Raw genomic sequence first — 26,520 nt, 5'->3', positions numbered from 1 at the left:
CGGCCATGTCCTCCGCACGCCCCGGCCTCGACCCCGAACTCCGCACCCTTCTCGCCCCGATGCCGCTCACCACGCGGCTGACACCGGAACTCCTCGCGCAGCTGCGCCGGATGCCGTCGGCTCCGGTCGAACCCCTCCTCCACGACCACGCGGCCACCCGGCGCGACGTCCTGGTCCCCGGCCCGGACGGCGCGCGGATCCCGCTGTCCGTCCTCACCCCGGCCGCGGCCGACCGCGCCACGCCCGCACCGTGCGTGTACTGGATGCACGGCGGCGGAATGATCATGGGCGACCGGTTCTCGCAGATCGACATCCCGCTGGAGTGGCTCGGCCTGTTCGGGGCCGTCGTGGTCACCGTCGACTACCGGCTCGCGCCGGAGGCCACCGGCACCACCGCGGTCGAGGACTGCTACCGCGGACTGCTGTGGGTGGCCGAACACGCCGCCGAACTCGGCATCGACCCCGACCGCATCGTCATCGCGGGCGCCAGCGCCGGGGGCGGGCTCACCGCCGGTCTCGCCCTCGTGGCACGCGACCGCGGCACCCCCGCCGTCGCCGCCCAGATCCTCATCTGCCCCATGCTCGACCACCGCAACAGCACCGTCTCGAGCCGCCAGTACTCCGGCGGACCCGGCGTGTGGACGCGTGAGACCAACGCGTTCGCCTGGCAGTCCGTCCTCGGCGACCTCACCGGGGAGGACGAGGTCCCCGCCTGCGTCTCCCCCGCCCTGGCCGACGACCTGTCCGCCCTGCCGACCACCTACATCGACGCGGGCTCGGCCGAGGTCTTCCGCGACGAGGCCGTCGGCCACGCCTCCCGCATCTGGGCGGCCGGCGGCCAGGCGGAACTGCACATCTGGGCCGGCGGCTTCCACGGCTTCGACGCGCTCTTCCCCGAGGCGCACCTCTCGGCCACCGCGCGCCGCACCCGCACCGACTGGCTGCGCCGGGTCCTGACCCCGGCGCCCGAGACGTCGTAGCCTCCGGCGGGCGGGGGCGTCACATGCCGGCGACGTCCATGACCGCCCGCGCGAAGGCCGCGGGGGCCTCCTGCGGGAGGTTGTGGCCGATACCGTCCAGCGTCCGGTGCGCGTAGGGCCCGGTGAACTTCGCGCGGTAGGAGGCGCCGTTGCCCGGGGGCGTGAAGGGATCCTCCGCACCGTCCAGAGTGACGGTGGGGACCGTGATCACGGGTCCGCGCGCCAGACGCGCTTCGAGGGCCTCGTACCGCGGGTCGCCCTCGACCAGACTGAGCCGCCAGCGGTAGTTGCTGATCACGATGGCGACGTAGTCCGGGTTGGCGAAAGCCGCCGCGGTGCGCTCGAAGGTGGCGTTGCCGAAGGCCCAGGTCGGGGAGTTGGTCGTCCAGACCAGCCGGGCCAGGTCGCCGCGGTAGCGCTCCAGTCCGAGCCGGCCCCGGTCGGTGGCGAAGTAGTACTGGTACCACCAGGGCCATTCGCGTTTCGGCGGCAGCGGCTGCAGGTTCGCCTTGCGGTCCACGATCAGGTAACCGCCCACGGAGACCAGGCCCTTGACCCGGTCGGGCCACAGCGCGGCAATGATATCGGCGGCCCGGGCGCCCCAGTCGAAACCGGCGAGGATCGCCTTCCTGATACCCAGCGCGTCCATCAGCGCGACGATGTCCTGGGCGAACACCGACTGCTCGCCGTCCCGGGGGGTCGAGGAATCCAGGAACCGGGTCGTTCCGTAGCCCCGCAGGTAGGGCACGACGACGCGGTAGCCCTTGGCGGCCAGCAGGGGCGCGACTCCTTCGAAGCTGTGGATGTCGTACGGCCAGCCGTGCAGGAGGACCACGGCCGGGCCGTCGGCCGGGCCTGCCTCCACATAGCCGACGTTCAGGACACCCGCCGTGATCTGCTTCACCGGACCGAAGGAGGCCGCGGCGTCCGGGCTCTCCTTGCCGCCTGCCGGCACGGCGGGCGCGGGCCCACTCACGGCGGACGGCGCCGTCGAGCACGCCGTGGAGAGGCCGGCCAGGACGGCCCCGGCCGCTCCCGAGCCGACGATCCTGCCGAAGCTGCGCCTGTCGATCATCCTCGGCCCTCCCCGGGGTGCGGGCGGTGGAACCACGCGGGGTTCTTGCCCGCTACGGCGGCGCCCGCGGCGCGGAGTGCCGGATTGTCAGCCCGTCGGCGCAACGGCGCGGGCGGCGCGGCGCTCAGGGGATGACGGCGTCGACGCAGCCGCCGTCCACCCGCAGCGCACCGCCCGTGGTGGCGGAGGCCTGGTCGGAGGCGAGGTAGACCACCATGTTGGCGATCTCCTCGGGGGCGATCAGACGTCGCAGCAGGGACTGCGGGCGATGGTCGCGCATGAAGATCCGCTCCGCTTCCTCCCACGGCAGATCGCGGCCGACCAGGTCGCGGACGAAGTCCTCCACGCCGGCGGTGCGCGTCGGGCCGGCCAGGACCGAGTTGACCGTGACGCCGGTGCCGGCCGCCTTCTTCGCGAAGCCGCGCCCGAGAGCCAGCATGGCGGTCTTCGTCGTGCCGTAGTGGATCATCTCGGCGGGGATGGCCACCGCGGATTCACTGGCGATGTACTGGACGCGGCCCCAGTCGCGTTCGAGCATCCGCGGGAGGTAGCCGCGGGTCAGCCGCACGGCGGCCAGCACATTGACCTCGAAGTACCGGCGCCAGTCCGCGTCGGTGATGTCGAGCGGGTCCTGGGAGCGGTAGACACCCAGATTGTTGACCAGGACATCGACGTCGGGCATCGCCGCCAGGACGCTCGCCGCCCCCTCCTCGGACACGACATCGGCGACGACGGAGACGAAGTCGCCGTCCGGCACCTCCGCCCGCAGCCGCAGGACCGCCTCGTCGACCCTCCCCGCGTCGCGGCCGTTGACCCCCACCCGCGCGCCCGCCCCCGCGAGGCCGGCAGCGATGGCGGCCCCGATGCCCTGCGTCGACGCTGTCACCAGCGCGGTCCGTCCGGTGAGATCGATACGCATGTGCGACTCCCTGTCGAGACCTGCGGCCGCGCGGCCGAGTTCGCGGGTGTTCCGGCAGAATCGTCACTAATGGCAATAACAGCCTCATACGCCACATCGGCATCCTAAGAGGGACACCGAGCGGCAGCACCTTGCGCGAGAGACCCGGCCGGCGGGCCGCCGGCCGGGCTTCTCGCGGAACGTGAGGGGCAGGCCCTCCGGGGGTCAGCCGACGCGATGGGCCCTGACGCCACCCGGCTCGAAGTCGTAGACGTACCGGTTGATCCGGAGGCCGTCGACGGCGCCGATCCACATGAAGTCCCGGCCCTTGCCCACCGCGATGCTGAGGATGGTGGGCTGCGCGACGCCGCCGGTGAACGATGCCTTCAGCTGGGCGAACGTGCACTGGGCGGACTGCGTGCAGTGCGTCTCGCCACCGCTGAGGTACCACGTACCCGACTCGGCGGCGTTGATGAACGGGCTCCAGCTGTTCACCGTCGGGGAGGCGGGCGGGTTCCACACCAGGGTCGAGTAGTTGTCGGGCCCGGTCATGTTCGGATCGATCTCGATCCGGATGCTCGGCATATTGACGAGGGTGCCACCGTAGGAGACGTTCTCACTGGTCTGGAAGACATGGAACCCGATCTTGTCCAGGCCCAGCAGCGGGTCACCTCGGAAGTCGACCTCGTTGCCGAAGTCGACCTTCTCGCCGGGTGCCACCTGGATGCCCAGGCTGCCGGTTCCGTAGGGGGGCCTGGAGATGGAAGTCGACCCCGCCGGCGTGGTGACCGGGACGAACGGACCGTCCCGCAGTTGGGCCACGGCGGAACCGATCGTGTTGCGCGTGATCAGTCCCCAATGATCCGACGCGCCCGGCCCGTTGCCGCCTCCGTTTCCGTTTCCGTCCGCGACGGCCGACACCGATCCCGACAGCATCGAGACGAGAACGGCGGCCACCGATATGACCGCGCGTGCCCTTCCCCGGCTTCCGCCCAAACGAGCCTTCACGTCCGCTCCTTCCAGTCGGTGGGAGAGCCGGACGCACCCGGGCCGCCGGGCGGCGTGGGGCACGCCGCCGCGGTGAGGCGGCTGTTCGGGCATGGCTCTCCGCGACGTCCCCAGATCCTGGGTCAGTCCTTGTCGTTCACCGGGATGCGTCCCAGTAGGCCCTCGGGAGTGCACTCCCGGCAGGGCCACCCTGCATTCCCCTGGCATGTGCCGGTCGGGAAATTCACCTGATCACCGTGGCACGCGGTGCCGGGCGTCGCATTCCGGACGTGAGGTTCGTGGCCCGGGGCACCGCGTACGGGCGACCTGCCGACCGCCTACTCGGCCCAGGGCCGGAAACCGGTGTCCAGCACGGCTTCGAGGGACGCACGCAACCGGGCGGCCTCCTCGACGCCGAACGACTCCTCGAACCGCTCCTGCACCGCCCGCCACAGGGGCAGCGCCGCCTTCAGGCGGGCCCGGCCCACCGCCGTGATCGCGACGACGCGGGCGCGGCGGTCGGCCTCCGAGGTCTCGACGGTCACCAGCCCCTCCCGGGCGAGCGGCTTGAGGTTGGAGGCCATCGTCGTGCGGTCCATGGCGATCATGTCGGCGAGGCGGGTGATCGTCGTCTCCCCGTGCGCGCCGAGCTTCTGCAGGATGGTGAGTTGGGTGGCGCGGAGACCGACCGGCGCCAGGGCCTTGTCGTACGTCGCGCCGAGGTACCGGGACGCCTTGCGCAGTGCCAGGTTGTTGCACGGGTCGTCGAGGTTCTTCAATGCGGGGGTCACGGCACCTCCCCTTCCGGATCCCACGATACGCGCACGTGCTCGCATGTGTGCGCACCGGGTGGCGGTACGGAGAAGCCGATGAGACGTGCGTCACTTTCGCGCCGCTGTCACATTCCGCTCGACTGCGCGGTCAGAGCTGCGTAACCGTTCCTACGGCACAGGAGAGCACGATGAACGCGCGCCTCAACTTCTTCGGTAACCCGACCGCGGGCAAGTTCCTCAAGCACATCAACTCTGCGGGCATGGTCGCGGCCGAGTCGACCCTGCCGCACGCGACGCAGGAACTGGTGAAGATCCGCGCCAGCCAGATCAACGGCTGCGGCTTCTGCACCGACATGCACACCAAGGAGGCCACCCGCGCGGGTGAGACCCCGGTGCGCCTCAACCTCGTCGCCGCCTGGCGCGAGGCCACGGTCTTCACCGACGCCGAGCGCGCGGCCCTGGAAGTCACCGAGCAGGCCACCCGCATCGCCGACGCGGCCGGAGGCGTCTCCGACGAGGCGTGGGCCGCCGCCGCCAAGCACTACGACGAGGACCAGCTGATCGCCCTGATCTCCCTCATCGCGGTCATCAACGCCTACAACCGCATCAACGTGATCAACCAGCAGCCCGCCGGCGACTACCAGCCCGGCATGTTCGGCTGATCGACGAGCCCCCCGCCCCACGGGACGGGTGTCCGTCTCCGGGCCATGTCCCCGACCATGGCCCGGAGACGGGCGGACACCCGTGCCCCCGGTCCCGCCCCGTGGTCACTCCGGGCGGCGCGGTGCGGGGAGTTCGCCGGACCCGCGGGCGACCAAACGGGTCTCGACCATGATCGTGCGGGCGCGGGAGCGGTCGCCCTCCAGGCGTTCCACCGCGGTGGCGCCCGCCACCTCCCCCATCGCCGCGGGGTTCTGCGCCACGACGGTGAGCGCGGGTTCGAGGATCGCGGCCATCGGCACGTCGTCGAAGGCGACGACGGCCACGTCCTTCCGGCGGCTGCGCGAGAGTTCGGCCATGACCCCGATCGTCATGACGTTGTTGCCGGAGAGCAGCGCGGTGGGCGGATCGGGCAGCGCGAGCAGCCGCGCGGTCGCCTCGGCCGCACCGGACGGGTCGTGGGCATCGGCGACCAGGGCGCGGTCGTACGGCAGGCCGGCCTCGGCGATCGCCGCGCGGTAGCCGGCGAGGCGTTCACGACGGGTGTACAGCCGGGCCGGCAGGTCGCCGATGAAGCCGATCCTGCGGTGGCCGCGGGTGATCAGGTGGGTCACGCCCTCGTGCGTGCCCGAGCGGTTGGAGCTGACGACCGTGTCGGCGGTGAGGCCGCTGCCGGGCCGGTCGAGGAAGACGACGGGCATGCCGCCGGACCGCTGCGCCTTGAGGTACGTGTGGTCGGCCCCGACGGCGGGCGCCACCATGAGCACGCTCACCCTGCGGGCCAGGAAGGTCCGGATCAGGGCGAGTTCGCGTTCCGGGTCGTCGTCGGAGGACCCCATGAGCAGGGTCAGCCCGCGGGTGTGCACGGCGTCCTCGATGCCGCCGGCCACCGCGCCGAAGAACGGGTTGCCGAGGTCCGGCACCACCAGGCCCACGGTGGTGTCCGGTCCGCCGACCCGGATGCTCCGGGCCATCAGGTTGGGCTGGAAGCCGAGTTTGGCGACGGCCTCCAGTACCCGCTTCCTGGTCTCCGGGGAACTGGGGCCGTCCTCGTTGAGGACCCGGGAGACCGTCTTGGCGCTCACGCCCACCTCGCGGGCCACATCGGCGAGGGTCGGTCTGCGGGTCGCTGCCATAAACCACCTTCTTCGTGGACGTCGGTCCCGTGGATGCCGGAACCGCGGTCAGCTCCCCCGCACCCCGGCTGCCGAGGCCGCGTCGCTGTCCGTCACGACCGTACCCCCGTCGGCCCGCACACTCAGCGCGCCGGTCATGATGGCCACCACTTCAGCCATGGAGTAGTCCGACGGCCTGATCACCGCCTCGCGCCTGCCGAGCCGGTGCACGTGGACGCGGTCGGCGATCTCGAAGACGTGCGGCATGTTGTGGCTGATGAGGATCACCGGGATGCCCTTGTCCCGGACCCGGCGGATGAGGTCGAGGACCTGCCCCGACTCCTTCACGCCCAGCGCGGCGGTGGGCTCGTCCATCACCACGACGCTGCGCGCCCAGGCGGCGGCGCGGGCCACCGCGACGGCCTGCCGCTGACCGCCGGAGAGGGTCTCCACCGGCTGCGCGAGCGAACCGACGCCGACCTTGAGCGCGGCCATGTGGGCCGCCGCCTCCCGGCGCATGGCCTTCTTGTCGAGCATGCGGAACACCGAGCCGAGCACACCGGGGCGACGGATCTCGCGGCCGAGGAACATGTTGGAGGCGATGTCCATGGACGCCGCGACGGCGAGGTCCTGGTAGACCGTCTCGATCCCGTGGGCCCGCGCGTCCTGCGGCCCGCCGAACCTGATGGGCACTCCGTGCAGCCGGATCTCGCCGGCGTCCGGCACGAGGGCACCGGTGAGTGCCTTGATCAGGCTGGTCTTCCCGGCGCCGTTGTCGCCGATGACGGCCAGCACCTCGCCGGGCATCAGGTCGAAGTCGGCCTCGTCGATCGCCGTGACGTGCCCGTAGCGCTTGACCAGGCCGCGCGCGCTGAGGACGGGTTCGGGGGCGCCGACCGGTGCGGGCTTCGCCGCCGGGGAGGCGGCGCTGCCGGGCGCGCCCGGCGCCGGGTCGTGGGAGGAGGCCGGGCCGGTCATCGGGTCCCCTTTCGCGAGAGCTGGTCGACGGTCACCGCGAGGATGACGAGGACGCCGGTGACCAGCGTCTGGTAGACGGACGAGACGCCCATCAACTGGAGGCCGTTGCGGAAGACACCGACGATGAGGACGCCGACGAAGGTGCCGAGCACCGTGCCGCGCCCGCCGAACAGGCTGGTGCCGCCGAGCACGACCGCGGTGATGCTGTCGAGGTTGTCGGTCTGGCCCGCCTGCGGGTCGCCGACGCCGGTCCGCGACACCAGGAGCAGGGCCGCGATGCCGTAGACCAGGCCGGCCACCGCGTAGACGCCGACGGTGAGGCGGGACACGCGGATACCGCTGAGGCGGGCGCTCTCGGCGCTGTTGCCGACGGCGTAGACGTGGCGGCCCCACGCGGTGCTGCTGAGCGCGTAGGCGAATCCGAGGAACAGCGCGACGGTGACCAGCGACCCGTAGGTGACGTCGGTCCGGCCGAGGGGGAAGGTCCTGCCGAGCACGGTCAGCGGTCCGGGCAGGCCCGTGACCGTCTGCTCGGCGGAGTAGATGTGGGTCAGGGCGAAGGCGACGTTGAGCATGCCGAGCGTCACGATGAACGGCGGCAGCGGCACCGCCCGCACCAGAGTTCCGTTGACGAGTCCGAAGACACCGCAGGCCAGGATGCCGATCACGATGGCGAGCACCGGCGGCAGCGGCCCCTGGACGGCGAGCTTGGCGATCAGGATGCCGCCAAAGGCCATCACCGCGCCGCAGGACAGGTCGATGCCCGCGGTGAGGATGATGAGCGTCTGGCCGATGGCGAGCGTGCCCACCACCATGACCTGCTGGAGGATCAACGAGAAGTTCCCGCCGGACAGGAACTGGTCGGTGGACACCGAGAAGAACACGGACGCGATGACGAGGGCCGCGAAGGGGCCCGCCGCGGGCGCCGTGAGCAACCTGCGCAGTGCGGTCGGCTCGCCGGCGCCCACGGGGAGCGTGGTGGAAGTGGTCAACGTGCTCAGCCCCAGCAGTTCTCGAGGCCGAAGGCGGTGTCCTTGGCGTCGGCGCCGGCCTGGGGCTTGTCGGTGATCAGGGTGACGCCGGTGTCGGTGTAACCGCTGCTCTTCTTGCCGTCCTTGGCGAACGCGGCGACCGCCTTGACGCCGTCGGCGGCCATCTTCAGCGGGTACTGCTGCGACGTGGCGGCGATCTTGCCGTCCTTCACGGCCTGGACGCCGGTGCAGCCGCCGTCGATCGCGACGATCATCACGTCCTTCTCGCGGCCCTTGGCCTTGATGGCCGTGTACGCGCCGAGCGCGGCGGGCTCGTTGATCGCGTAGACGAGGTTGATGTCCGGCGCCTTCTGCAGGCAGGTCTCCATGGCGGTCTGGCCCTTGGCCTGGTCGCCGCCGGTGTCCTGGGAGCAGACGATCGAGGGGTCGGAGGCGTCGATGCCGAAGCCCTTCACGAACCCGTCGTGGCGCTGCACACCGACGGACACACCGGGGGCGAGGTCCAGGGTGGCGATCTTCACCGGCTTGCCGGACATCGCGGCCTTGGCGTACGCGCCGATCAGCTCGCCGGCCTTCACGTTGTCGGTGGCGAACAGCGCGTCGGCGGCGTCCTGCGGCTCGGGCGGGGTGTCGAGCGCGATGACCAGCACGCCCTTGGCGCGCGCCTTCGCGATCGCGGGGACGATGGCCTTGGAGTCGTTGGGGGTGATGAGCACGCCCTTGACCCCGGCGGCGACCATGTTCTCCAGCGCGGTGACCTGGCTCGCGTTGTCGCCGTCGAACTTGCCCGCCGCGGTGGACAGTTCGATGTTCTCGCTCTTGGCGGCCTCCTCGGCGCCCTGCTTCATCTTCACGAAGTACGGGTTGGTGTCGGTCTTGGTGATGAGGCCGACCTTCACCTTGCCCCCGGACGGGGAGCTGCCGCCGGAACCGGACCCGCACGCCGCGAGGGACAGGGCGAGGCCGGCGGCGCCGATGACGAGGACCGGACGGGCTCTACGGGACATGTGCGACTCCTGGGGGAAGCAGTGAGCGGGGACGTCCGAGCGGTGCCGGGCGTCGGGGGAACGCGACGCCGGAGGCAATGCCATCGTTGACATATGTCATCGTTGACACTGCCTGCGGAGGATGATGGACTCCCGCTCCGGCAACGTCAATGCCCTCTGCAGAACACGAGTTGGCAACGGCCGGAGCGCCGCGACCGGGTCGCCGCCCGGCACCCGGGGGCGCTCCGGCCGCAGGTTCCGCACCCCACCTGGAGGAATTCCGCATGCAGTCGCGTCAGGTCACCGTGCTGGGAGAGTGCGTCGCCGATGTCTTCGCGGACGCCCGGTCCGGGCCACCGCACCCCGGCGGTCAGGACCCGGCGGGCGCTGTCGCCGGGGACCCCGCCCAAGGGCTGCGCCTGCACGCCCTGCCCGGCGGCGGGCCGGCCAACACCGCGGCCGGACTGGCCCGGCTCGGCACACCCACCCGGTTGCTGGCGCGGTTGTCCGGCGATGTCTTCGGCCGGTTGTTCCGCGCCCATCTCCTGGCTTCGGGGGTCGATCTGACGGACGCCCCGCCCGCGGCGGAGCCCAGCACGCTGGCGGTCGCCGACATCGACGCCGCCGGTCAGGCCACGTACAGCTTCCACGCCGAGGGGACCGCGGACTGGCAGTGGACGAGGGCCGAACTGGACCGGGCCGGCCTGGGCGACGCGGTCTGTGTGCACTCCGGTTCGCTCGCGCTGGCCCGCGAACCGGGAGGCCCGCTGCTGGAGGAGTTCCTGGCCACCGCGAGACCGCGGGCGACGGTGAGTATCGATCCCAACGTCCGCCCCGCCCTGGTCGCTCCGGCGGTCTACCGGCGCCGGCTGCCGGGCTGGTGCGCGGTGGCGGACATCCTGCGGCTGAGCGAGGACGACCTGCGGGTCCTGGCCCCCGGCACCGGAGTGGAGGAGGCCTGCGCGAGCCTGCATGCGGCGGGGGCACGGCTGGTGGTGATCACGCGCGGCGCGCACGGGGCCTTCGCCTCGCTCGACGGGCGGACCGTCTCCGTACCCGGGGTGCCCACACGCGTCGTCGACACCGTCGGGGCGGGGGACTCGTTCACCGCGGGGCTGCTGCACTTCCTCGGCGAGCGGGATCTGCTGGGCGGCCGGCTGGAGAGCCTGCGGCTGTCCGACGTCGCGGCGGCCTGCGCGTTCGCGGTGCACGTGGCGGCGCTGACCTGCGCCGTGGCCGGCCCCAACCCGCCGTGGGCCCATCAAGTGGCGTCGATCCACGGGGGGATGAGCACACCCGCCGACGGCACCGGGCACCGCAACGCATCGCGTCCGAGGCGTTGACGGGCCCTCAGCCGGGGCCCATCATCGGTCATCGATCGGATGTCAGCGATGACATGTGTCAACGATGACACTCACAGCGACGTCAAGAGAGCTGGTTCACATGCGTCGAAGAGTCGGGGCCCTGCTGGCCGCCCTGATCGCGGGCCTGGCCGCACTCCTCCTGCCGAACACGCCCGCGGTCGCCGGGACCGTCTCGGACTACCCCGAGTTCCCCTATCCGGCGACCACGTACAGCGAGCCGTTCCGCGGCCAGTTCCACTTCAGCTCGCAGTCGGGCTGGATGAACGACCCCAACGGCCTGGTCTACGCGAACGGCCTCTACCACTTCTTCTACCAGCACAATCCGCACGGCCTGGCCTGGGACACCATGCACTGGGGCCACGCCACCAGCCCCGACCTGGTGCACTGGACGCAGAAGCCGATCGCCCTGGAACCGGGCGTGCACCCCGGGACGCTCTTCTCCGGCGGCGGCGTCGTCGACAAGGACAACACCTCGGGGCTGAAGACCGGATCGCTCGACCCCATCGTGGTGTTCTCCAACACCGACGGCGTGAGCATCTTCTACAGCAACGACAACGGCCGGACCTTCCAGGCGTACGACAAGGGCCGCAAGCAGATCGAGATCCCCGACGAGAGCCGCGACCCGAAGGTCATCTGGGACGCGGCACGCCACCGCTGGACCATGGTCGTCTGGTCCAACCAGGGCGGGAACGGCGTGAACCTCTACACTTCGCCGAACCTCCTGGACTGGACCCTCGCCAGCCGCTACCAGGCGCCCTGGCTCTTCGAGTGCCCCGACTTCTACCCGCTGCCCCTGGACGGCAGGAGCAACCAGCAGAAGTGGGTGCTGACCTCCGCCTCCAGCCAGTACGTCGTCGGCAGCTTCGACGGCACGACCTTCCGCACCGACTGGACCCAGCCCCAGCAGATGGACCTGGGCACCACGTACGCGGGCGGCAGCTTCTACGCCGCCGAGACGTTCACCAACACCCCCGACGGCCGCACGGTGCAGATGGCCTGGCAGGGCGGCAACCGCGGCAGCACCTGGACCGGCAACGCGACCTTCCCGGTGACCCTGGCCCTGGTCAGCACCCCGGACGGACCGCGGATCACCCGCACTCCGGTGGCCGAGCTCTCCTCGCTCGCCTCGCAGACCGAGACCTGGAAGAACGACACCGTCAAGGCAGCCAAGGAGCCCAAGCCGGGCAAGGAGCCCAAGGCGGGCAAGGAGCCCAAGGCGGCCGACAACCCCTTCGAGGGCATCAAGGCCGACACCTACGAGATCACCGCCCAGTTCGACGTGAAGAACTCGACCGCGACCCGGTTCGGCTTCGACCTGCACAGCCGCAGTGACGGGACCGCCGACCGCAGCGTGGTCTACGACACCGCGGCACAGACGCTGCAGGGCAAGCCCCTCAAGCCCAGGGACGGCAAGGTCACCATGCGACTGCTGGTGGACCGCGGCCAGTTGGAGATCTTCGCCGACGGCGGGCTGTACTCGCTGTCCGACAACGTCGACTTCGACTCCGCGGCCGACAGCCAGGGCATCCGGCTCTTCGCCACCGGCGGCAAGGTGAAGCTCGACAACGCGACCTTCACCCGCCTCAACACCAGCTGGGGGACGGCGCAGTCCACCCTGGAGAGCAACCTGAAGGGCCCCTGGCACGCCGCCGGCGGCGCCTGGACCGACGTCAGCGCCGGCAAGCGCGCCTCCACCAGCGGCGACGGCTTCTACCTGAGCGCGAGCAGCGGCGGCGACGCCGTCTACCAGGGCGACATCACCCTGGACACCGCGCGCGCCGGCGGCCTGACCTTCCGCGCGAACGCCGCGGGCGCCGGCTACACGGCGACGCTCGACACCAGCGGCGTGCTCAAACTGTGGCGACCCGGCAAGGACATCGCCGTCAAGGCCCTGCCGGTCAGCCCGGGCCGCACCTACCACCTGACGGTGCGGACGGACGGCCCCCGCATCCGCGTCTGGGTCGACAACGGCGCGGACCCGGTCATCGACGCGACCGACGCCACGTACGCCTCCGGCCTGTTCGGGGTGAACGTCTACAACGGCAACGCGACCGTGCAGAACCTGAACACCGGACCGGGCGGCTTCACCGCCTTCCCCGCCGGCCGGTGGACCCCGCGCGGCGGCACCTGGACGGTCACCCCGGCCGGCCTGAACGGCAGCGCACCGCAGAACGGCTTCTACCTCAGCGACCGCACGGGGGGCGACTTCACCTACGAGGGCGACCTGTCCGTCACCAACGGCACGGCGACCGGCCTGACCTTCCGCGCCGGGAGCGACGGCACCGGATACACGGCGAACATCGACACCAGTGCCGGTGTGGTCAAACTGTGGCGCCCGGGCCGGGACATCGCGACGTACGCCACGGCGATCACCGAGGGCCGCACCTACCACCTGAAGGTGCGCACGGACGGCAACCGTATCCGCGTGTGGTTCGGCAACAAGGCCGATCCCGTCATCGACGCCACGGACGACGCCTACACCAGCGGTCTGTTCGGGGTGAACACCTTCGCGGCGAACAGCGTCACGCAGAACCTCGCCGTCAGCTGACGGCAGGTCAGGTCGCGCGGAACCCGGGGCCGGCCGGCGGGCCGGCCCCGGGTTTCCCATGCCCGGCCGCGGGCACACGACTTTCCCACGTTGGAAAATGCCGCGGGAAAACCGGCACCCGGCGCGGGGGACGACGCGGGTGCACCGCTCCGATCTGCGGATTCGCCGTCACGCAAGGCGAGTTGACGGTTCCAGTGGCCTCAGGAGCCTCTCCGGCACCACCTCGACGCGAGGTCTGGACACGGCGGCACGGCACTGCTTTCATTCTCACCGCGTCCAGATTTCCAACGTTGTACAAGCGCGTTTCCGGCGTACACCCTTCTTCGCACCAGGCGCCACACCCCCTTGACCAGCACTTCCCTCCAGGCGTGGACGACGCCCCTCACGGAAGGTGCAAGCGTGAGTCCTGGCAGACGACGTACCACTTGGCTCGGGCGCTTTGCCGCCCTGCTCCCGCTCCTCCTCGGCGCGGCGCTGATGGCGCCGCCCCCCGCCGCGGCCCGCCCCACCGTCACGGACGCCCCGCCCGCCGCGGCCGACACCGGCCTGCGCGGCGACTACTACCGCATGACCAGCGGCACCGCGCTGGACTTCGCGCAGTACACGGGCACGCGGATCGACAGTTCGCTCCACGTCGACGACCTGCTGCCCACCCTGCGCGCCTACGCGGGCACCACCGACAACGTCGCGGTCCACTGGACGGGCCGGCTGGACGTGCCCGCCGACGGCACGTACACCTTCTACATCAAGGGCGACAACGGCTTCCGCCTGTCCCTCGACGGTACGAGCGTGATCGACCACTGGACGACCGACTGGGACGTGCAGACCACCTCGCAGCCGATCACCCTCACCGCCGGCCTGCACGACCTCGCGATGGACTACAACCAGGGCAACGGCGGCGCCTACCTGCACACCGAGTGGTCCGGCCCCGGCTTCGACCGCCGGCCCGTGCCCGACACGGCCCTGCACCTGCCCACCGGCTTCGCCCCGGCCGACGCCGAGGCGTCCGTCGACAAGACCGGCCGCGTCGCCACCGTCGACCTCGGCTCCCGCGTGACCGCGCTGCCCGCCGACGCCGCCTCCCACTTGGCGCTGCTGTCCGGCGGCACCCGCTGGTCGGCCACGGTCACCAAGGACCCCGAGCACCCCTCGCGACTGCTGCTGCGTCCCGGGAAGTCCGACACCCCGGTCGCCCTGAAGGCCGACGTGCGGATCAGCTACGACGGCAAGGGCGGCATCACCACCGCGGACGGCGCCACCGGCCCCTTCTCCGTCCTGGCGCGGAACGACTCCACCTGGTACTTCGCCACGAAGTGGGCCAAGGACGTGTCCCGGTCCCACCCGCTGCCGGACTACCCGCGGCCCCAGTTGACCCGCAAGCAGTGGAAGAACCTCAACGGGACCTGGCAGTTCCAGCCGACGGAGCAGGACGCGGCGCTCCCCCAGGGCCCGCTCAGCGACACCATCGTGGTCCCCTACCCGATGGAGTCGGGCCTGTCCGGCGTCGCCCGGCACCACGACTGGTCGCTGTACCAGCGCACCTTCACCGTGCCCGACGACTGGCGGGTCCGCTCGGGCAACCGGCTGCACCTCAACTTCGGTGCGGTGGACTACGAGGCCTGGGTGTACGTCAACGGCCGGCAGGTCGCCCACCACACCGGCGGCTACCAGGCGTTCACCGTCGACGTCACCGACGCCCTGGCCGGGCACGGGACGCAGGAGCTGACGGTCAAGGTCCGCGACACCACCGACGACCGCTACGCGCTGGGCAAGCAGTCCCGCAACCCCAGCGGCATCTGGTACACGCCGAGTTCGGGCATCTGGCAGACGGTGTGGATGGAGCCCGTCCCCGAGGCCGCCGTCGGCTCGCTGGTGCTGACCCCGAACCTCGCGGACTCCTCCCTCGCCGTCACGGTACGGCCGGGAGCAGGCACCTCGCCCGGGGCCCAGGTCACCGCCACCGCTTACACCCGCGACGGCCGCAAGGCCGGCTCGGTCACCGGCACGGCGGGCACCGCGCTGCGGCTGCCGATCGCGCACGCCCGGCTGTGGAGCCCGGACGACCCGTACCTGTACGACCTCGACGTCACGCTCACCGACGGCCGCAGCAAGGACCGGGTCGGCTCCTACTTCGGGATGCGGTCGATCGAGGTCGCTCCGGCCGGCGGCACGAACCGCATCAAGCTCAACGGCAAGCCCGTCTTCGTCCTCGCCACCCTCGACCAGGGGTTCTGGCCGGACGGCCTCTACACCGCGCCGACCGACGACGCCCTCAAGTACGACCTCGTGCAGCACAAGAAGCTCGGCTTCAACGCGGTGCGCAAGCACATCAAGGTCGAGCCCGCCCGCTGGTACTACTGGGCGGACCGGCTGGGCCTGATGGTGTGGCAGGACATGCCCAGCCGGGGCACGGCCGCCGCGGGGACCCCCGAGACCGAGGCCTTCGTCGACCAGGTCCACCAGATCGTCGACCAGCACATCAGCGCCCCGTCCGTGGTGATGTGGACGCTGATGAACGAGGGCTGGGGCGAGTGGAGCAAGGAGGCGACCGGCCAACTCGCCGACTCGGTGAAGCAGCAGGACCCCTCACGTCTGGTCGACGCCCACTCCGGTGTCAACTGCTGCGCCTCCAAGGGTGATTCAGGCCGTGGCGATCTGATCGACTTCCACGACTACCACGGCCCGGCCACCCCCGCGCCCGACGCAGGCCGCGCCGCGGTCGACGGCGAGCACGGCGGCTACTCGTACCTGGTGCCCGGGCACGTCCTGGGTGTCGCGGGCGGCCAGGACTACGGCGACGCCGCGCACAGCAAGGAGGAGCTGACCGCGGCCTACGTGGAGAACACCCGCAGACTGCTCCGCCCGGCCGCGTGCGGCCTGTCCGGATCGGTCTACACGGAGATCACCGACGTGGAGGGCGAACTCAACGGCCTGGTCACCTACGACCGCGCGGTGGTGAAGGTGGACCCGGAGCAGGTGCGGGACATCAACCGCCAGGTCATCGCGGCGGGCGCCGCCGCCGGCGGGACCCAGGTCCCGCCGGGCACGCCCGGGCAGCAAGGTGTCTCCTGGTGGCCGCTGCACGAGGGGTCCGGCACGGTGGCGAAGGACGTCGCCGGTGCCCACGACGGGACCCTGAACGGCGGCGCGAGCTGGACGACCGGCCCCAACGGCGGCGCCCTGCAACTGGACGGGCGCACCGGCTTCGTCGACACCGGAGCCCCGGTGCTGGACACCGACGGGGCCGACTACTCCGTCGCTGCCTGGGTCCGGCTGGACGACAAGGGGCACTTCAGCACCGCGGTGTCCCTGGACGGCACCTCCAACAGCGCCTTCTACCTGCAGTACTCGCAGGCCGACCGGCGGTTCGCGTTCAGCTTCGCGGGCAGCCGGGCGCTGGCGAACACCATCGGCGAGCCGCTGGCCGGCCGCTGGTACCACCTGGTGGGCAGTTACAGCCACGGTGACGGCCAGCTGCGGGTCTACGTCGACGGCAGCCAGGCCGGTTCGGCGCGGGCCTGCAACGCCGAGGGGCCCTCGGGCCACCTGGTGATCGGCCGCGGCAAGTACGGCGGCAACCTCGTCGACTACTGGGGCGGCGCGATCGCCGACGTCCACGCCTACGACCGCGCCCTGAGCGCGGCCGAGGTCGCGACGCTGGCGGCCGGCGAACCCGCGGCGCCGGCGACGAGCCGCTGAGCACCGGCGGCCCGCCCCGCTCACGGGGGCGGGGCGGGCCGCCTCCCCCGGGCTCCTCATGGGCCCCGCACTCCCCTGATCAGGTCGCACACCGCTCTACGAGGAGTTGAACGTACATGAGCACCTCCCGTACCACCCGCATGATGGCCGTCGTGTGCCTCACCGCCGCGGCCGCCCTGACCGCCACGTCCTGCGCCAAGCAGGAGGACTCCGGCGCCGCCTCCCCCAGCTCCTCCGAGGGCGCCCAGGTCGTCCAGTCCCCGACCGCGACCGCGGCCGCCGGTGACGGCTGCACGCTCCAGGCCTACGGCGCGACCGAGCTCGACCTGAAGAACACGGTCGTCGGCTTCTCGCAGTCCGAGAAGGAGGCGAACCCCTTCCGCATCGCGGAGACGCAGTCCATCAAGGACGAGGCGGCCAAGCTCGGCGTGAAGAAGCTCCTCACCACCAACGCCCAGTCCCAGCTGCCCAAGCAGATCAGCGACATCCAGGACATGCTCGCCCAGGGCGCGCAGCTGCTGATCGTCGCCCCGCTCAACTCGGACGGACTGGAGCCCGCACTGCAGGCCGCGGCCGCCAAGCACGTCCCCGTGATCACCATCGACCGCAAGATCAACGCCACCGCGTGCAAGGACTACGTGGCCTTCCTCGGCTCGGACTTCGTGGAGCAGGGCAAGCGCGCGGCCGACCAGATGATCGACGTCACCGGCGGCAAGGGCAAGGTGGCGATCCTGCTCGGCGCCTCCGGCAACAACGTCACCACGGACCGCACCAAGGGCTTCGTCGACCAACTCGCCGCCAAGGCACCCGGTCTGAAGATCGTGGCCCAGCAGACCGGCGAGTTCGCCCGCGACAAGGGACAGCAGGTGATGGAGCAGCTGATCCAGTCCAACCCCGACATCACCGCGGTCTACGCGGAGAACGACGAGATGGGCCTCGGCGCGGTCACCGCGCTCAAGGCGGCCGGGAAGAAGCCCGGCAAGGACGTCAAGATCGTGTCCATCGACGGCACGCGCAACGCGGTGCAGGCGCTGGCCAACGGGCAGTACAACGGCGTGATCGAGTCCAACCCGCGCTTCGGGCCGCTCGCCTTCGCCACGGCGCAGAAGTTCTTCGGCGGCGAGGCCATCCCGGAGGACGTGATCATCTCCGACCGGTCCTACGACGCCTCCAACGCGAAGGAGTCACTGGCCGGGGCGTACTGAGTCCGCCATCGGGCCGCCCGGCCGGACCGGCAGGGCGGCCGTGCCCCTCACCACTCCCCCCGAGGCCCGACCCACCGCATCACGAATCCCTGGAAGGCCCCCTATGGCACCCCCCGAAGCGGCAGCCGCCGCACCGCCCCCGGAGCCGGGCAGTCCCAGCGCCCCCGCGGTGCTGGAGGCGCTCGGTGTCGGCAAGCGCTTCCCCGGCGTGGTGGCGCTCGACGACGTCTCCCTCACCCTGCGGCGCGGCGAGATCCACGCGCTGGTCGGCGAGAACGGCGCCGGCAAGTCCACTCTGATCAAGGTGCTCACCGGCGTGCACCGCCCCGACAGCGGCGAACTGCGGCTCGACGGGCGCCCCGTCGCGTTCGCCCGGCCCGTCGACGCCCAGCAGGCCGGCGTCACGACGATCTACCAGGAGGTCAACCTCGTCCCGCTGATGAGCGTGGCCCGCAACATCTTCCTGGGCCGTGAGCCGAAGAACCGCTTCGGCCTGATCGACTTCCCCCGTATGCACCGCGAGGCGGCCGCCCTCATGGCGGGCTTCGGTGTCACCGCCGACGTCCACAGGTCGCTCGACAGCCTCGGCGTCGGCACCCAGCAGATGGTGGCGCTGGCGCGCGCGGTGTCGGTGCGGGCCAAGGTCGTGGTGATGGACGAGCCGACCTCCGCGCTGGAACCGCGCGAGGTGGAGACGCTCTTCCGGGTCGTCGAGGAACTGCACAGCCGCGACATCGCCATCCTCTATGTCAGCCACCGGATCGAGGAGCTGTACCGGATCTGCGACCGGGTCACCGTCCTGCGGGACGGGCGGCTTGTGCACACCGGCGACCTCGCCGGGCTGGAGCGGATGCAGCTGGTCGCGATGATGCTCGGCCGCGAGGTCGCCGAGGTGCGCCGGCACGGCAGGACCGGCTTCGGCGAGGCCCACCGGCCCGACCGCAAGCCGGTGCTGACGGCCGAGGGACTGAGTCGCCGTCATGTACTGGACGACGTGTCCCTGGAACTGCACCCCGGCGAGGTGCTCGGCCTGGGCGGCCTGCTCGGCTCCGGGCGCAGCGAGACCGCCAAGGCGCTGGCCGGGGCGCTGCCCCTGGACTCCGGCTCCGTGACGGTCGCCGGCCGGCGGTTGGGCCGGCCCTCCCCCGCCGCCGCGATCCGGGCGGGTGTCGGTCTGCTGCCGGAGGACCGCAAGGCAGAAGGCGTGATCCCCGGCCTGTCGGTGCGGGAGAACATCGTGCTGGCCGCCATGCCGCGGCTGTCGCGGGGCGGGATGGTGTCCCGGGCCCGGCAGGACCGCGTCGTCGACGTCTTCATGAAACGGCTGCGGATCAAGGCGTCGAGCCCCGAGCAGAAGGTCGGCGAACTCTCCGGCGGCAACCAGCAGAAGGTGCTGCTGGCCCGTTGGCTGTGCCTGGAACCGAAGGTGCTGCTGCTGGACGAGCCCACCCGGGGCATCGACGTCGGCGCCAAGGCCGAGGTGCAGGCGCTGGTGGACGAACTGGCGCAGGAGGGGCTCGCGGTGCTGCTGATCTCCTCCGACATCGAGGAGCTGGTGGAGGGCGCCGACCGCCTGGTGGTGCTGCGCAGCGGCGCGGTGGCCGGGGAACTGACGGGGGAGCAGGTCGGCGAGGGAGAACTGCTGGAGGTGCTCGCGGCCCACGGTACGGCCGCGAAGGAGACCTCCGGGACCGGCGAGGAGGAGGAGCGCGATGACTGAGCTCTCCCCGGCCGTGCGGCGGGGCGCGCTCCGGCTCCCCGCCCCGGCCTGGTTCCAGACGTACGGGGTGTACGCGGCGGTGGCGGTGCTCGTGCTGTTCAACGCCGTCTTCACCGACCACTTCCTGACCGCGGGCAACCTGCGCACCCAACTGGTCCAGGTGGCACCGGTGGTGATCGTGGCACTGGGCATGGCGCTGGTGATCGGGACCGAGGGCGTCGACCTGTCGGTGGGCTCGGTGATGGCCCTGGCCACGGCGCTGCTGCCGCTGTACCTGGGGTACGGACTGCTGCCGGCGCTGCTGGTGGCGCTGGCGGCCGGTGCCGCGGTGGGCGTGGTCAACGGCACGCTGGTGGCGGCGGTGGGGCTGCAACCCATCGTGGCCACCCTGGCGCTGTTCGTGGGCGGCCGCGGGCTCGCCCTGGTCCTCGCCGACGGGCAGTTGAAGCAGATCGCCAATCCCGCCCTGCTGGGCCTGGGCACCGACGACGTGCTCGGAGTCCCCGTGGTCGTGCTGATCGCCGGCGTGCTGGCGCTGGTCGTCGCCGGCCTCGTCCACCGCACCACCTTCGGCCGCCAGTTGGTCGCCGTCGGCGGCAACCGGGCCGCCGCGGGCCTGGCCGGTCTGCCGGTCAAGCGCGTCCTGATCGGCGTCTACGTCCTCTGCGGCATCCTGGCGGCACTGGCCGGGGTGCTCGCCACCGCGCGGCTGACGGCCAGTGACCCGTCCACCCTGGGCACCTTGATGGAGCTGTCCGCGATCACCGCGGTGGTGGTGGGCGGCACGCCGCTGACCGGCGGTTCCGTGCGGGTCCTGGGCACCGTCTTCGGCGCGCTGCTGATGCAGCTGCTGCGGGCCACGCTCGTCAAGCACGATCTTCCCGACTCCACCGCGCAGATGGCCCAGGCCGTCATCATCCTCGTCGCCGTCTACATCGCCCGGGAGCGCCGATCCCGATGAAGTCACTCGCCACGCCCCGCTCCGCCGGGGCACTCCCCGAAGCACCCGGGCCGGCGGCGGCCCGCTCCGTCGACCGGCGGCGGCTCGCCGCGGTCGTCCAACGGCAGGGCGTCCTGGCCGTCCTGCTGGCCGTCGTGATCGTCTCCTCCTTCGTCTTCCCGTCGTTCGGCACGCTCGCCAACGCGCAGAACATCACCGTGCAGGCGTCCTTCCTCGCGATCGTGGCGCTCGGCATGACGCTGGTCATCATCACCGGCGGCATCGACCTGTCGGTCGGGTCGGTGTTCGCGCTCGGCGGCGTCCTGGCCGCCTGGGCGTCGCAGTACGGGCTGCTCCCGGCGCTGCTGGTGCCGCTGGTCGTGTGCGGACTGCTCGGCACGGTGCACGGCCTGCTGATCGCCCGGGCCGGCATGGCGCCGTTCATCGTCACGCTGGCCGGGCTGCTGGCCGCGCGCGGGCTGCTGCTGGCCCTGACCGACGAGGGCGCCACCACCTATCTGGTGCCGCGCGACTCGGTCTTCGCCGAACTCGGGCAGGGCACCGTGGGCGGCTTCGGTTGTCCGGTGCTCATCGCGCTGGTGCTCTTCGCCGCCGGCGGACTGGTCCTGCAGCGCACGTCGTTCGGCCAGTCGCTGTTCGCCGTGGGCGGCAGCCCGGACGCGGCGACGCTGATGGGACTGCCGGTGGCCAGGACCCGGGTGCTGGTCTACGCCGTCAGCGGGCTGCTGGCGGGCTTCGCCGGGGCGCTGAACGCCGCCCGCCTGTCCTCGGGGGTGACCATCATCGGCGTCGGCATGGAACTGGACGCGATCGCCGCGGTGGTCATCGGCGGCACCCTGCTGATCGGCGGCTCCGGTTCGGTCAGCGGCACCCTGTGGGGTGTGCTCATGCTGGCGGTGATCCAGAATCTGATCAACCAGATCGGCTCCCTCAACTCTTCCTACCAATCGGTGGTCAGCGGCGGGTTCCTGATCGTGGTCGTCGTGGCCCAGCGCTACCTCGCGCGGGGACCGCGCACCACATGACCGCGCCGGTGCCGCGGGGCCGGACGCGGCCCGGCGGCACCGGCCCCAACCGGAGGGAACGCCGTGGGCGTCAGCCTCAAGGACGTCGCGCAGCGCGCCGGCGTGTCCATCAAGACCGTGTCCAACGTCGTGAACGGCTATGCCCATGTCACCCCCGCGATGCGGGCGCGGGTCCAGCAGGCGATCGACGAACTCGGATACCGGCCCAACCTCACCGCGCGGCATCTCCGCAAGGGCCGCACGGGCATCATCGCCCTGGCCCTTCCGGAGCTCGGCAACCCGTACTTCGCCGAGCTGGCCGGTGCCGTGATCGACGCCGCCGCCCGCCACGACTACACCGTGCTGCTGGACCACACCTCCGGCGAGCGCAGGAAGGAGATCCTGGTCAGCCAGGGGTTCCGCGCCCATGTCATCGACGGCCTGATCCTCTCGCCGATCGAGCTGGAGGCCGCGGACCTGCTGGCCCGCACCGACACCGCTCCCCTGGTGCTGCTCGGCGAGCGGGAGTACGACGCGCCGCACGACCACATCGTCATCGACAACGTGGCAGCCGCCCGCAGCGCGGTGCGCCATCTGACCGGCATGGGCCGGCAGCGGATCGCCTTCCTCGGCGCCCGCCGTGAGAGCGCGCGGCAGCCCGCCCACCTGCGGCAGCGCGGCTGGCGCGAGGAACTGGCCGACTCCGGGCTCCCGCACGGCGACGACCTGGTGGCCACCGCCTCGGGCTACGGACGGGAGGACGGCGCGCAGGCGATGGCCGACCTGCTGGACCGCGGTTCGCGTCCGGACGCGGTCTTCGCGTACAACGACCTCCAGGCCATCGGCGCCCTGCGGGTGCTGACCACACGGGGGTTGCGGGTGCCGGAGGACATCGCCCTGGTCGGCTTCGACGACATCGAGGAGGGCCGCTACAGCGGCGTCACCCTGACCACGGTCTCCCCCGACAAGAAGGCCATCGCGCGCCAGGCCGTCGAATGCCTCGTCGAGCGCCTCACCGGAACTCCGGACACGCCGCCCCGCCGCGTCCGGCCCGGCTTCGACCTGGTCGTCCGCGAGTCCACCCTCGGCCGGCGCTGAGGCCCGCTCACTGTCCGGCGGGGAAGTCCGCGCCGCGGGAGACGGCTTCACGGGCGCGGAGCTCGCCGAGCGTGCCCTCCCAGTGGGAGGTCACGGCCTCGTAGCCGGCGGCTCCGAGGACCAGGCGGCGCGGAGGGGCGTCCTCGTCGAGCGCGGCGACGACGGCGCGCACTCCCCGGTGGGGGTCGCCGGCCTGCCGGCCGTCCTGGTCGATCATGAACGTGCGCACCGACTCGATGAGGGGGACGTAGGCGTCGACCGTCTCGTCGACGGGCTCGCCGGCGAATCCGGTGTAGGCGCGGGTGCGGAACGCGCCGGGTTCGACCGCGAGCACCTTGATGCCGAACGGAGCCACTTCCTCGCGCAGTGCCTCCGTGAGTCCCTCGAGGGCGAACTTGACGGCACTGTAGTAGCCGAATCCGGTCGCGCCGCGCAGGCCCGCGATCGAGGACATGTTGACGACCGCTCCGGTGCGGCGCGCGCGCATTCCGGGGAGCACGGCGCGCAGGACCTCGGCGACGGCGAAGAAGTTCAGCTCGAAGGTCTTCCTGACGTCCGCGTCCGGCATTCCCTCCACCGATCCGTACCAGCCCCTGCCGGCGTTGTTGACCAGGACGTCGATCCCCCCGAAGCGTTCCTCGGCGGCCGCGACGGCGTCGTGGATCTGCCGGGAGTCGGTGACGTCGAGCGGCAGGACGAGCACCCGGTCGCCGTGCTCGCGGGCCCACTCCTCCAGCAGCCCGGGGCGGCGGGCGGTGAGGACGACGTTGTCGCCGTCCTCCAGGGCGACCTCCGCGTAGGCCATCCCGAAACCGCCGGGGGTACCGCCGGTGATGAACCAGGTCCTCAAGGTCGTTCCTCTCGCACGAGGGGGCGGGCCTCATTCCGCGCAGGGCACAGCCCGCCCCCAGTCACTGCTAAAATGGAAGCACGTAACTTTGACTTTAGCAGTGACTCGGGAGAGTGTGGCGCCATGGCGAGCCGGATCCGGCTGGAGGACCGCGAGTGTCCGCTGTCGACGACCGTGCAGCACGTCGGGGAGTGGTGGACGCTGCTGATCCTCCACGACGCCTTCGACGGCTACACGCGCTTCGACCAGTTCCAGAAGAGCATGAACATCTCCACCAGCATGCTCACCACGCGGCTGAAGACCCTCGTCGCCGACGGACTGCTGGAGCGGCGCCCCTACCAGACCAATCCCGTGCGCCACGAGTACGTGCTGACCGAGCGCGGCCGGACCCTGCGGCCCGTGGTCGTCGCCCTGGCCGCGTGGGGCAACCAGCACCTCGCGCCGGAGGAGCGCAGCATGATATTGGTCGACGCCGAGACGGGCGAGGAGGCCGACCCGGTGGTGGTCGACGCCCGGACCGGCCGCAGGCTCGACGACAGCGAGGCCTTCGTGTTCACCGCCGGCCCGGCCGCGGGCGACCAGATGCGCGCCCGGTACACCGAACTGGAGCGTCAGCGCGGCACGGGCACCTGAGCGCGCTGACGGGGCGTGGACAGACGTCGCGTCATACCGGGCGCTCGAACAGGAGATAGTCGCCGTCACGGCCGGTTGGCCGGTAGCCGCGGCTCTCGTACAGGTGCACGGCGGGATTGCCGACGAAGACCCCGAGGCTCAGCACGTCGCAGCCGGCTTCCCGCGCCTGCCCGGCGAAGGCGTCGAGCAGCAGGCCGCCGAACCCGCGGCGCCGGTGTTCCGGCGCGACGTGGATGCCCACCAGGACCGCGCCCGTGCCCGAGGGCATCCACATCATCGAACCGCAGGCCTCGCCTTCCGCCTCCAGGATCAGGGTCCTGTCGAGGCAGGAGATCCACAGTTCCAGTTGGCGGTCGATCGCCTCGGTCCAGCGTGCCTCGTTGGCGGGCTCGACGGTGCGCATGTACAGCCGTTCCCACAGGAAGACGCGCGGCAGGTCGGCCGGGCGGGCGGCACGGAGTTCCACCGCGGGTTCGGAACCGTGGTCCATGGACAGCCGCCTGCGCTCAGAGGGATCGATTCGCCGCACGCTACCACGGGGCGCGAAGCCGTGATCATGGCGGGCGAACGGCGTACGACCGTCCCTCAGACCGCGCGCCAGCCCGTCCAGCGGTGCACCGAGATCACGACGACCGGCCCGGCGGGCGGGTGGTCGGTGTACTGCTCGTACCGGGCGGTCAGCAGGGCGACCCGCCGAGCCACCTCGGGCGAATCCGCGGGTGGCGGGAGGACGCGGGCCTCGCCGTCGGCGCGGGCCCACCACAGCAGATCCCAGTTCTCGTCGTAGTGGTCGACGAGCAGGCAGACCGCCGGGTTGGCGGCGATGTTGGCCAGGCGCTTCAGGCGCGTCGTCCGCTTGGGCTTGTGGTCCACCGCCAGGGTCACCGAGTCGCCGTCGAGGGCGAAGACCACCGGCACCAGGTGCGGGCGGCCCGCCGCGTCGGCCGTCGCCAGACGGGCCACGCGTGCCGCGGTGAACCGCTCCCGCACCTGCGCTGCCGTCAGTTCGGGCACGGGGCACTCACCGGTACCGGCCGGCGAGGTCGGCCAGCCAGTCCAGGTGCGTGAGCGCGTCCCGCTCGGGCAGCGTCGGCAGGTTGAACAGCACCCGTTCCACACCGAGCGCGATGTAGCCCTCGACCTGCGCGGCGTCGTGGGGCACCCCGTAGACCGTCACCGGCACCTGCCGCCCCGCGACGGAGTGCAGCTTCTCCAGGGACGCGGACAGCTTCTCCGGGGTCGTGTCGTTGGCCAGCCAGGCGTCGCCGAACCGGGCGACCCGGTGGAAGCCGCCCTCGCCACCGCCCACGTAGATCGGCGGATGCGGGCGCTGTACCGGCTTGGGCCAGGCGAAGGCGGGGTCGAAGTCCACGAAATCGCCGTGGAACTCGGCTTTCTCCGCGGTCCACAACCGCAGGATGGCGCCGAGCCGTTCGTCGGTGAGCCGGCCCCGCGTCCGGGGATCGGCGCCGTGGTCCCGCATCTCCTCGCGGTTCCACCCGACGCCGACGCCGAGGACCGCCCTGCCGCCGGACACCAGGTCCAGCGTGGCGACCTCCTTCGCCGTGTGGAACGGGTCGCGCTGCGGGATCAGGGCGATGCCGGTGCCCAGCAGCAGACGCTCGGTGACGGTCGCGATCACGGCGAGGGCGACGAAGGGGTCGAGCGTCCGGTAGTACATCTCCGGCAGTTCACCGCCGCGCGGGTACGGGGACTCCCGCTTCACCGGGATGTGGCTGTGCTCCGCGATGAACAGCGAGTCGAACGCGCGCTCCTCCAGCGCGGCCCCCAGCGGGGCGGGGCGGATGCCCTGGTCGGTGATGAACGTCGACACTCCGAATTTCACGACGGCTCCGTCGGATGGAAGGGAACGGGTGACGGCTGCCACCGAACGTGCTGCCTACCCGCGGGGGCGGCCAACGAGCGCCGCACCACCCGACAGGAGCATCGGCCGCCGGCCGTCAGGACGGCGGGCATCGCGCGGAGGCCGGTGC

Annotated in this window: 23 protein-coding genes; 11 read left to right on the top strand and 12 right to left on the bottom strand. The window is 71.6% G+C overall.

Translation table 11 applies throughout. From position 1 onward, the window contains the following. Nucleotides 1-5: 5 nt before the first annotated feature. Nucleotides 6-980 carry an alpha/beta hydrolase gene (locus tag ABZ883_RS19680; protein WP_360907557.1) on the top strand — a complete coding sequence of 325 codons (975 nt, stop codon included), beginning with the start codon at nt 6-8 and terminating at the stop codon, nt 978-980. A 19-nt stretch (nt 981-999) separates the two neighbouring features. On the opposite strand, the gene ABZ883_RS19675 is transcribed toward ABZ883_RS19680, so the two are convergent. The 4 genes from ABZ883_RS19675 to ABZ883_RS19660 form a co-directional block, all read right to left on the bottom strand. After that, nucleotides 1,000-2,055, bottom strand: coding sequence for an alpha/beta hydrolase (locus tag ABZ883_RS19675; RefSeq protein WP_360907555.1), 1,056 nt, complete (start codon nt 2,053-2,055; stop codon nt 1,000-1,002). A gap of 124 nt (nt 2,056-2,179) precedes the next feature. After that, entirely contained in the window at nt 2,180-2,974 is a 795-nt protein-coding gene (locus tag ABZ883_RS19670; RefSeq protein ID WP_360907553.1) for an SDR family oxidoreductase, read from the bottom strand. Nucleotides 2,975-3,178: 204 nt separating this feature from the next. Continuing rightward, nucleotides 3,179-3,961 carry a hypothetical protein gene (locus ABZ883_RS19665; RefSeq protein WP_360907551.1) on the bottom strand — a complete coding sequence of 261 codons (783 nt, stop codon included), beginning with the start codon at nt 3,959-3,961 and terminating at the stop codon, nt 3,179-3,181. Nucleotides 3,962-4,278: 317 nt separating this feature from the next. Next, entirely contained in the window at nt 4,279-4,731 is a 453-nt protein-coding gene (locus ABZ883_RS19660; RefSeq protein WP_360907549.1) for a MarR family winged helix-turn-helix transcriptional regulator, read from the bottom strand. Nucleotides 4,732-4,901: 170 nt separating this feature from the next. On the opposite strand from ABZ883_RS19660, the gene ABZ883_RS19655 reads away from it, so the two are divergent. Continuing rightward, a complete protein-coding gene (locus tag ABZ883_RS19655; RefSeq protein WP_360907547.1) occupies nt 4,902-5,375 on the top strand; it encodes a carboxymuconolactone decarboxylase family protein in 474 nt (157 codons plus the stop codon). Nucleotides 5,376-5,480: 105 nt separating this feature from the next. On the opposite strand, the gene ABZ883_RS19650 is transcribed toward ABZ883_RS19655, so the two are convergent. From ABZ883_RS19650 to ABZ883_RS19635, 4 genes are read right to left on the bottom strand one after another with little or no spacing between them, the layout of a single operon-like run. Continuing rightward, entirely contained in the window at nt 5,481-6,509 is a 1,029-nt protein-coding gene (locus ABZ883_RS19650) for a LacI family DNA-binding transcriptional regulator (protein WP_360907545.1), read from the bottom strand. 48 nt (nt 6,510-6,557) lie between these two features. Further along, the gene (locus tag ABZ883_RS19645; RefSeq protein ID WP_360907543.1) at nt 6,558-7,466 is read right to left on the bottom strand and encodes an ATP-binding cassette domain-containing protein; all 909 of its coding nucleotides are present in this window, start codon (nt 7,464-7,466) and stop codon (nt 6,558-6,560) included. After that, on the bottom strand, nt 7,463-8,458 hold the full coding sequence (locus ABZ883_RS19640; protein WP_360907541.1) for an ABC transporter permease: 996 nt from the start codon (nt 8,456-8,458) through the stop codon (nt 7,463-7,465). Before ABZ883_RS19640 ends, ABZ883_RS19645 begins: the two co-directional genes overlap by 4 nt. Before the next feature lie 5 nt (nt 8,459-8,463). Continuing rightward, nucleotides 8,464-9,465: a sugar ABC transporter substrate-binding protein gene (locus ABZ883_RS19635; RefSeq protein WP_360907539.1), complete on the bottom strand. Its 1,002-nt coding sequence runs from the start codon at nt 9,463-9,465 to the stop codon at nt 8,464-8,466. 263 nt (nt 9,466-9,728) lie between these two features. On the opposite strand from ABZ883_RS19635, the gene ABZ883_RS19630 reads away from it, so the two are divergent. The 8 genes from ABZ883_RS19630 to ABZ883_RS19595 all read left to right on the top strand — a co-directional run bounded on the left by ABZ883_RS19630 (nt 9,729) and on the right by ABZ883_RS19595 (nt 23,043). Next, the gene (locus ABZ883_RS19630) at nt 9,729-10,787 is read left to right on the top strand and encodes a carbohydrate kinase (RefSeq protein WP_360907537.1); all 1,059 of its coding nucleotides are present in this window, start codon (nt 9,729-9,731) and stop codon (nt 10,785-10,787) included. A 100-nt stretch (nt 10,788-10,887) separates the two neighbouring features. Then, nucleotides 10,888-13,356 carry a glycoside hydrolase family 32 protein gene (locus tag ABZ883_RS19625; protein WP_360907535.1) on the top strand — a complete coding sequence of 823 codons (2,469 nt, stop codon included), beginning with the start codon at nt 10,888-10,890 and terminating at the stop codon, nt 13,354-13,356. Between the two features lie 399 nt (nt 13,357-13,755). Next, nucleotides 13,756-17,055: a LamG-like jellyroll fold domain-containing protein gene (locus tag ABZ883_RS19620; protein ID WP_360907533.1), complete on the top strand. Its 3,300-nt coding sequence runs from the start codon at nt 13,756-13,758 to the stop codon at nt 17,053-17,055. A 116-nt stretch (nt 17,056-17,171) separates the two neighbouring features. After that, nucleotides 17,172-18,260: an ABC transporter substrate-binding protein gene (locus ABZ883_RS19615; RefSeq protein WP_360907531.1), complete on the top strand. Its 1,089-nt coding sequence runs from the start codon at nt 17,172-17,174 to the stop codon at nt 18,258-18,260. Between the two features lie 103 nt (nt 18,261-18,363). Continuing rightward, the gene (locus ABZ883_RS19610; RefSeq protein WP_360907529.1) at nt 18,364-19,980 is read left to right on the top strand and encodes a sugar ABC transporter ATP-binding protein; all 1,617 of its coding nucleotides are present in this window, start codon (nt 18,364-18,366) and stop codon (nt 19,978-19,980) included. Further along, nucleotides 19,973-20,941: an ABC transporter permease gene (locus tag ABZ883_RS19605; protein WP_360907528.1), complete on the top strand. Its 969-nt coding sequence runs from the start codon at nt 19,973-19,975 to the stop codon at nt 20,939-20,941. Before ABZ883_RS19610 ends, ABZ883_RS19605 begins: the two co-directional genes overlap by 8 nt. Then, entirely contained in the window at nt 20,938-21,966 is a 1,029-nt protein-coding gene (locus ABZ883_RS19600; protein ID WP_360907526.1) for an ABC transporter permease, read from the top strand. Before ABZ883_RS19605 ends, ABZ883_RS19600 begins: the two co-directional genes overlap by 4 nt. Nucleotides 21,967-22,029: 63 nt before the next feature. Further along, on the top strand, nt 22,030-23,043 hold the full coding sequence (locus tag ABZ883_RS19595) for a LacI family DNA-binding transcriptional regulator (RefSeq protein WP_360907524.1): 1,014 nt from the start codon (nt 22,030-22,032) through the stop codon (nt 23,041-23,043). A 7-nt stretch (nt 23,044-23,050) separates the two neighbouring features. Here the strand turns inward: ABZ883_RS19595 and ABZ883_RS19590 are convergent, their stop codons facing one another. Further along, nucleotides 23,051-23,893 carry an SDR family NAD(P)-dependent oxidoreductase gene (locus ABZ883_RS19590; RefSeq protein WP_360907522.1) on the bottom strand — a complete coding sequence of 281 codons (843 nt, stop codon included), beginning with the start codon at nt 23,891-23,893 and terminating at the stop codon, nt 23,051-23,053. Between the two features lie 123 nt (nt 23,894-24,016). Here ABZ883_RS19590 and ABZ883_RS19585 point away from each other — a divergent pair, with 123 nt between their 5' ends. Then, nucleotides 24,017-24,526, top strand: a complete 510-nt coding sequence (locus ABZ883_RS19585) for a helix-turn-helix domain-containing protein (protein WP_360907520.1) — start codon at nt 24,017-24,019, stop codon at nt 24,524-24,526. A gap of 31 nt (nt 24,527-24,557) precedes the next feature. Here ABZ883_RS19585 and ABZ883_RS19580 read toward each other — a convergent pair whose 3' ends face one another. The 3 genes from ABZ883_RS19580 to ABZ883_RS19570 all read right to left on the bottom strand — a co-directional run bounded on the left by ABZ883_RS19580 (nt 24,558) and on the right by ABZ883_RS19570 (nt 26,372). Continuing rightward, entirely contained in the window at nt 24,558-25,016 is a 459-nt protein-coding gene (locus ABZ883_RS19580; RefSeq protein WP_360907518.1) for a GNAT family N-acetyltransferase, read from the bottom strand. 95 nt (nt 25,017-25,111) lie between these two features. Next, a complete protein-coding gene (locus ABZ883_RS19575) occupies nt 25,112-25,540 on the bottom strand; it encodes a TIGR03668 family PPOX class F420-dependent oxidoreductase (RefSeq protein ID WP_360907516.1) in 429 nt (142 codons plus the stop codon). A 7-nt stretch (nt 25,541-25,547) separates the two neighbouring features. Further along, nucleotides 25,548-26,372, bottom strand: a complete 825-nt coding sequence (locus ABZ883_RS19570; protein WP_360907515.1) for an LLM class F420-dependent oxidoreductase — start codon at nt 26,370-26,372, stop codon at nt 25,548-25,550. Nucleotides 26,373-26,520 lie beyond the last annotated feature (148 nt).

It is taken from the genome of Streptomyces sp. NPDC046977 (genome assembly GCF_040644455.1).
Lineage (GTDB): Bacteria > Actinomycetota > Actinomycetes > Streptomycetales > Streptomycetaceae > Actinacidiphila.
The sequence above is the reverse complement of the archived record's forward strand: the minus strand, read 5'-3'. Positions and strand labels throughout refer to the sequence as shown.